This window comes from Burkholderia sp. YHN3-13 (assembly GCF_055810675.1).
This window is the reverse complement of the sequence record NZ_JBVVNQ010000051.1, coordinates 1-5,910: the sequence shown is the minus strand read 5'-3', so window position 1 is coordinate 5,910 and position 5,910 is coordinate 1. Positions and strand designations below refer to the sequence as shown.

Here is a 5,910-nt window from a genome sequence, read left to right as displayed (position 1 = left end):
CATCACGCATACCAGCCATCCTGTCTGGGTCGTCGCGAGATAGATGCACACGCGAGCGGCGCCGGACTTTTTCGTGCTCGACGTCAGTTGATTCGGCGCGCTTCTCATGATCGGTCGCGGCGGATCGGTAACGGCATGCTCGCCGTGCCGCCATGTCGACGTTGCATCTCGGGGAAAGTGGCAGGTAGAACGTTCATGGCAGACGGCTCTCACTATCGTCGACGAGCGGACTCACCACCGGACGATTGCTTGGCAGCGAGCGACCGTCGGCATTCCGCGTTGATTCACCTATCCACTCCACATACGACTCTCCGCTGCGGACGGATGCACTTGCGCAGGGAAGATCTGGATGCCGTCAAGGGGCGCGGCTGCCCTGCGATGCATGCATCCGCTTGCGCGCAATCGCCGTAAACCACAAATCAGGCGGCGGATGCGGCCGGAATCGTCAGGAATGGGGATATCCATGAACATGAAAGCCGGACTCGTCGTCCTGTCGGTGCTGCTCGCGGCCGGTCTCCTCTCCGCGTGCAGCCCGGTGCGGCTCCTGAATGCGCTGACGCCGAGCTACACGTTCAGTCTTTTCGCAGGTATCCCGTACGGATCCGGCGAACGCCAGGTGCTCGACGTCTACTTGCCCACGCGCGTCGTGCATCAATGGCCGGCCGATGCGAGTGCGGGCGCCCCTGTGGTCGTGTTCCTTTACGGCGGAAGCTGGCAGTCCGGCGAGCGCAAGGACTACTTGTTCGTGGGCGAGGCGCTCGCGTCGAGGGGCTTTGTTGCCGTCTTGCCCGACTACAGGACGTATCCGGCGACCACCTTTCCCGGTTTCGTCGACGATGCGGCGCAGGCGGTCGCGTGGGCACGCGAGCACGCGGTTGCGTTCGGCGGCGATCCACATCGCCTGTTTCTGATGGGGCACTCTGCCGGCGCACAGATTGCCGCGTTGCTTGCGACCGACGGCCGCTATCTGGCGGCACAGGAGATGCGCAAGAGCGATATCGCCGGCGTGATCGGCCTGGCCGGGGCTTACGATTTCCTGCCGCTGCGTGACGCGACGCTTGAAAGGATCTTCCCGGAGGAAGCGCGCGCCGGGAGCCAGCCCATTCGATTCATCCAGGGTACGGAGCCGCCGATGTGGCTGGCCGTCGCGGAAAACGACACGGTGGTCGAGCCCGGCAACACGACCCGCTTCGCGCGCGCGCTGCAAGACAAGGGCGATACCGTCGTGGTCATGCGTTACAGGAACGTGAGCCATGCATCGATCGTCGGTGTGCTGGGCGCGCCGTTGCGAGGCTTGGCGCCAGTGCTCGACGATCTCTCCGCGTTCGTGGATCGCGTCGCGAATGCGTCGAATGCCGGCGCCACGAGCAGGCAGCCAACATCGCCTGCCGCCGTGGCTCGTTCTTCCGTTTCGGCTCGGTGATCGAGGCAAGCCCCGCAATGCGCGCGAAAGAGCATCGCCACCTGCCGTCGTGGGCAGGTCGGCGCAGCCGGCGGCGCGTGCCGCGCTACAGCGCCTTCAGTTCCGGCGTCGTCCCGCCCAATCCCTCTTCGCGAAGAATGACGGCAAGCGCCGTCTCGAGCAATTCGGCTGCCCGGTTCGCTGCGTCTCCAAGGTGGCGGTGCAGCAGCGCATCGGCCGGCGATCGAGACACGCATTCGTCGCTGTATCGCTCGAACGCACTGAGCTGCATGATCAATTCGGAGAGATGACGCGGACACTCGCATTTGACGGTGGTGGACAGGCCGCTGAGCGACGCGAGCGTCGCCTCGTCGAAGCGTCGCCGCGTGCGCAGCCAGAGCCCGCGATCCGCGTCATTCGATTGGCGCGACTTGACGACGGCTTGCGCCAGTTTCGAAATGATCGATATCGGGTTGGTCTGGCCTTCCGTCGACCGGAACAGCTCGAACCCCGACAGACGCGCCAGCTCGACCGCCTCTGCCGTGCCGAACCCGTATACGACGGCCACGGCGTGCGCTTTGAGCTGTTGCGCCACGGCAGCGAGCTGCGAAACGACATCCTCATGGAGCGACGTGGTCGTCGCGATGAGGGCATCGACTGACGTACCCGCATGCGCGCTCGTGTCGTCGAGCGAGTCGATTCGCGCGGCGATCCGGATTCCCATTCGCTCTATCGCGGATTCCGGAATCGAAAGCGCGCCGACGACCGCGAGGCTCACACTTGCCTCGTGAAACACCGGGGCACGCGTATTCGTCAACGACAACGCATCGAGTTCCTCGCGGCTCAGGCTGGCGATCGAGCCGATCGCGTGGCCCTGATTGACGAGCGTTTTCAGCAATCGAATTCGCTGGACGTCGTCGTCCGAGTACAGCCGTTGTCCGGACGGCGTTTTGGGCGGCGCAACCACGCCATAGCGCCTTTCCCAGATTCTCAGCGTGGCTGCCGGCATGCGCGCCAGGCGCGCGGCCTCGCCGCTGCGATAGCGATGGGGCGTATCGCGATCCTTGCGAGGGGGCATCGTTGCTCTCCTGAAGTTGACGTACTGTTGTCTCAGGATTGTACGCAGTTTGCGTGAAATACGAAGCAGGAAAGTGATTCAATATGCGGATTTTCGTCCGAAAAGGTGGTTCGCGAAGCGCGAGCCGGCTAAAATGCTTGGAAGCGGTACCGCTCCGTGTTGCGAGGTCGATCAGGACGCGCGCGGTGCCGCGCGTACGGAGGGGCAAGGTGTTTCGTTCGACGCGCGGGTGTCTCGACAACCCAGGCGGCGATCATCAATCGCGAAGCGTCCCATGAAGACTTTAAGGCTTGTCCTCGGCGATCAGCTGGACCCGAATCATCATTGGTTTTCCGATGTCCGGGCCGAAACGATCTACGTGCTGATGGAAGTTCGGCAGGAAACCGACTACACGCTCCATCACGCTCAGAAGCTGATTGCGATCTTTGCGGCGATGCGCCGCTTCGCGAGGCTGTTGCGCGATGCGGGCCATCGCGTGCACTACGTCGAGATCGACGACCCGCTCAATCGTCAGGCCATTCCCGCCAACCTGGACAGTGTCGCCGAGCTTCACGGCGCAGCGTGCATCGAGTATCTGCTGCCGGACGAATGGCGGGTCGACCAGCAGCTGAGCGCCTATGCGGCAGCGGCGAGCGTGCCGGTTCGCGCGGTCGATACCGGTCATTTCCATACGACGCGCGACGAGGTCGCGCAAGTGCTCGGAGCCGGCCGATCATGGATCATGGATCGCTTCTACCGGAGCATGCGCGTGCGGCATCGCGTCTTGCTCGACGGGGAAGGGCGGCCTGCAGGCGGGCAGTGGAACTACGATGCCGAGAACCGCCAGGCGTGGTCCGGCTCGCCCGCGGAACCGGCCGACTGGCGTCCGCATCACGATCATCGCGCGCTGTGGCAACAGATCGTTGCGGCGGGCGTGCGCAGCTTCGGGGAGCCGTCGGCCGGCGACTTCCGCTGGCCCGTCGATCGCGCCGAAGCGCTCGCCTGCCTCGACGCCTTCATCCGGGATGCGCTACCGTTTTTCGGGCAGTTCCAGGACGCGATGCACGGGAGCGCGCGGCGCCTGTTCCACTCGACGCTGTCGTTCGCGCTCAATGTGAAAATGTTGAATCCGCGCGAAGTCGTCGCGCGGGCCGAGCACGCGTATCGCAGCGGCGCGGCGCCGCTTGCCGCGGTCGAAGGGTTCATCCGGCAGATACTGGGCTGGCGCGAGTTCGTGCGCGGCGTGTACTGGGCACGCATGCCGGGCTATGAAAACAGCAACGCGTTCGGTCATCGCCGCCCGTTGCCGCATTGGTTCTGGGATGGCCGCACGCGCATGGCCTGCATGTCGCACGCGCTGCGGCAGTCGCTCGAGGACGCGCATGCGCACCACATCCTGCGGCTGATGGTGATCGGCAACTTTGCGCTGCTGGCCGGGCTGGATCCGCACGAGGTGCATGAGTGGTACCTCGGTGTCTATATCGATGCGTTCGAATGGGTCGAGATGCCGAACACGCTCGGGATGAGTCAATACGCCGACGGCGGGGCAATGGCGACCAAGCCCTACGTTTCCAGCGCCGCGTACATCCATCGGATGAGCAATTACTGCAAGGGCTGCGCGTACGACCGCAATGCGCGAACCGGCGCGCGCGCATGCCCGTTCAACGCGCTGTACTGGGACTTTTTCGACCGGCACCGCGGCGCGCTGCAGCACAACAACCGGCTCGGGATGGTCTATCGGCAGCTCGCGCGCTTTGATGACGCGGCGCTCGAAGCGATTCGCCTGCAGGCGGACAGCGTGGTGCGGAATCTCGAATCGCTGTAGGCCGTTCCGTCATCGGCCGCCGCCGTTCAGTGCGTGATCAGGGCGTCGGCCACCGCGCCGCCGAGGCCGGTGCCGCTGAGCCACGCGCCTTCGATCTTGCCGCCGCCCAGCCAGTCGCCGCACAGTCCGATGCGCGGGCCAGCCCGCCACGCAAAGCGGCCGGGAGTCGCGACAGACGACGGCGCCGGCTCGGCATAGCGCCAGCGATGGGCGGTTGCCGTGTCGGCGGTGGCGCCCACGATGTCCCGAAAGGCGTCCAGCAGCCTGCGCGTTATCTGCTCGGGCGGCGCCTCCAGATGAGCATGGCTCCAGTCGGGCGTCGCGTGCAGCACCCACGTGCTCGCGCCGGTGCGCCCGGGCTTGGACGTGTCATGGGCGATCCAGCCAAGCGGACCGGAATTGACGAATGCGGCGTCGAATCCCGGGTTCGGCAAATGGCCGCACTGCGCCATCACGGCCCAGGCCGGGCGCATCTCGGTACGCTGGGCAATCACCGCGAGACCCGGTTCGGCGCGCTGCAGGAGCGGGACGGCCTGCGGCGCCGGAACCGCGACGATGACGACGTCGTGACGCGCGTCCAGCGCACGATGCTCGGACGAGATCAGTCGCCAGCCATGTTCGTCTCGCATCAACCCCGTGATCGTCGTCTCGGGCACCGTTTCGATTCCGGCCGACAGATGGCGCGCCGGCGCAGTCATTCCGGGCACGCCGACATATCGCCGAGCTGGCGCGAGCAGTGCCCGCGGCCAGAGTGAGCCGATCGATGCGACGCGCGCGGCCCACGGGGCGGCAGCGCCGCCGGCGACCCATCGCGATATTTCGGCGACGAATGCCGGATGTTGCGCGGTGAAATACTGCGCGCCGTGATCGGCCTGCCAGCCGTCCGCGCGGCGCGTGCTCATGCGCCCGCCCACGCCACGGCTTTTCTCGTACACCGTCACTCGGTGGCCCGCATCGGTGAGGACGCGCGCGCAGGCCAGTCCGGCGATTCCCGCGCCGACGATCGCGATGTTGGCGGGCGAATCGGAAAATGAAGTCATCTGATTCGTCTTAAAAAATGCAGAATACTGCGCAAATTCTTAGCGCTGATATTGAATTCTATGTCACGGTCGGGCATATGAAGCCGATATTTGTGATATGTGACACGTGAATTTTGACTCGTTAAGTCATCATGAGTCGTTATATCGCTTCATCCTGCCGGGAATCGGCATAGAATAAGAACTGTGAACAAACGGCATGTCGCGGCCCGGCTGCGCATCGTGCGGCGGTCGTCGAGCGCCGCGCGCGCAGGAGCCGGAGTCCCCGCGCGGGAAGGGTGCTTGCAACAGGATTCGTCATGGCTTTTGTCTGGATTTGCGGGGCAACGGGAGCCGTCGGCAGCGAACTTGCGCGCCGGCTGGACGCCAAGGGCGTTTCAATGGTGCTCACAGCCCGACACGCTGATAGTCTCGGCGCCCTTGCCGACACGATGTCGCGCGAGCGTGTGGTCGTTGCGCCCGCCGACGCGACTGACGCGGCGGCGCTCGATCGGGCGCTCGAGGCAGGCGTCGAGCGATTCGGTGTGCCGGACGGGCTTGCGCATTGCGTCGGCTCGATCGTCGTCAAGCCGATGCATTCGACTTCGGA

At 65.1% G+C, this 5,910-nt stretch carries 5 protein-coding genes; 3 read left to right on the top strand and 2 right to left on the bottom strand.

Going from position 1 to position 5,910, the window contains the following annotated elements; genetic code table 11:
* Positions 1-463: 463 nt before the first annotated feature.
* The gene (locus tag AC0KUR_RS37585; RefSeq protein ID WP_334005954.1) at positions 464-1,423 is read left to right on the top strand and encodes an alpha/beta hydrolase; all 960 of its coding nucleotides are present in this window, start codon (positions 464-466) and stop codon (positions 1,421-1,423) included.
* Between the two features lie 85 nt (positions 1,424-1,508).
* Here the strand turns inward: AC0KUR_RS37585 and AC0KUR_RS37580 are convergent, their stop codons facing one another.
* On the bottom strand, positions 1,509-2,480 hold the full coding sequence (locus tag AC0KUR_RS37580; protein ID WP_124629202.1) for a MerR family transcriptional regulator: 972 nt from the start codon (positions 2,478-2,480) through the stop codon (positions 1,509-1,511).
* 274 nt (positions 2,481-2,754) lie between these two features.
* Between AC0KUR_RS37580 and AC0KUR_RS37575 the strand changes: the two genes are divergently transcribed.
* Entirely contained in the window at positions 2,755-4,284 is a 1,530-nt protein-coding gene (locus AC0KUR_RS37575; protein WP_413140951.1) for a cryptochrome/photolyase family protein, read from the top strand.
* 26 nt (positions 4,285-4,310) lie between these two features.
* Here AC0KUR_RS37575 and AC0KUR_RS37570 read toward each other — a convergent pair whose 3' ends face one another.
* Positions 4,311-5,324: an NAD(P)/FAD-dependent oxidoreductase gene (locus AC0KUR_RS37570; protein ID WP_334005946.1), complete on the bottom strand. Its 1,014-nt coding sequence runs from the start codon at positions 5,322-5,324 to the stop codon at positions 4,311-4,313.
* Between the two features lie 296 nt (positions 5,325-5,620).
* Here AC0KUR_RS37570 and AC0KUR_RS37565 point away from each other — a divergent pair.
* On the top strand, positions 5,621-5,910 hold a 290-nt coding region (locus AC0KUR_RS37565), incomplete at its 3' end, for an SDR family NAD(P)-dependent oxidoreductase (RefSeq protein ID WP_473377359.1).

Excerpts from the sequence above, each read along its gene's own strand:
- AC0KUR_RS37570 (WP_334005946.1), bottom strand. The coding sequence starts at position 5,324 with ATGACTTCATTTTCCGATTCGCCCGCCAACATCGCGATCGTCGGCGCG.
- AC0KUR_RS37580 (WP_124629202.1), bottom strand. The coding sequence starts at position 2,480 with ATGCCCCCTCGCAAGGATCGCGATACGCCCCATCGCTATCGCAGCGGC.
- AC0KUR_RS37585 (WP_334005954.1), top strand. The coding sequence starts at position 464 with ATGAACATGAAAGCCGGACTCGTCGTCCTGTCGGTGCTGCTCGCGGCC.
- AC0KUR_RS37575 (WP_413140951.1), top strand. The coding sequence starts at position 2,755 with ATGAAGACTTTAAGGCTTGTCCTCGGCGATCAGCTGGACCCGAATCAT.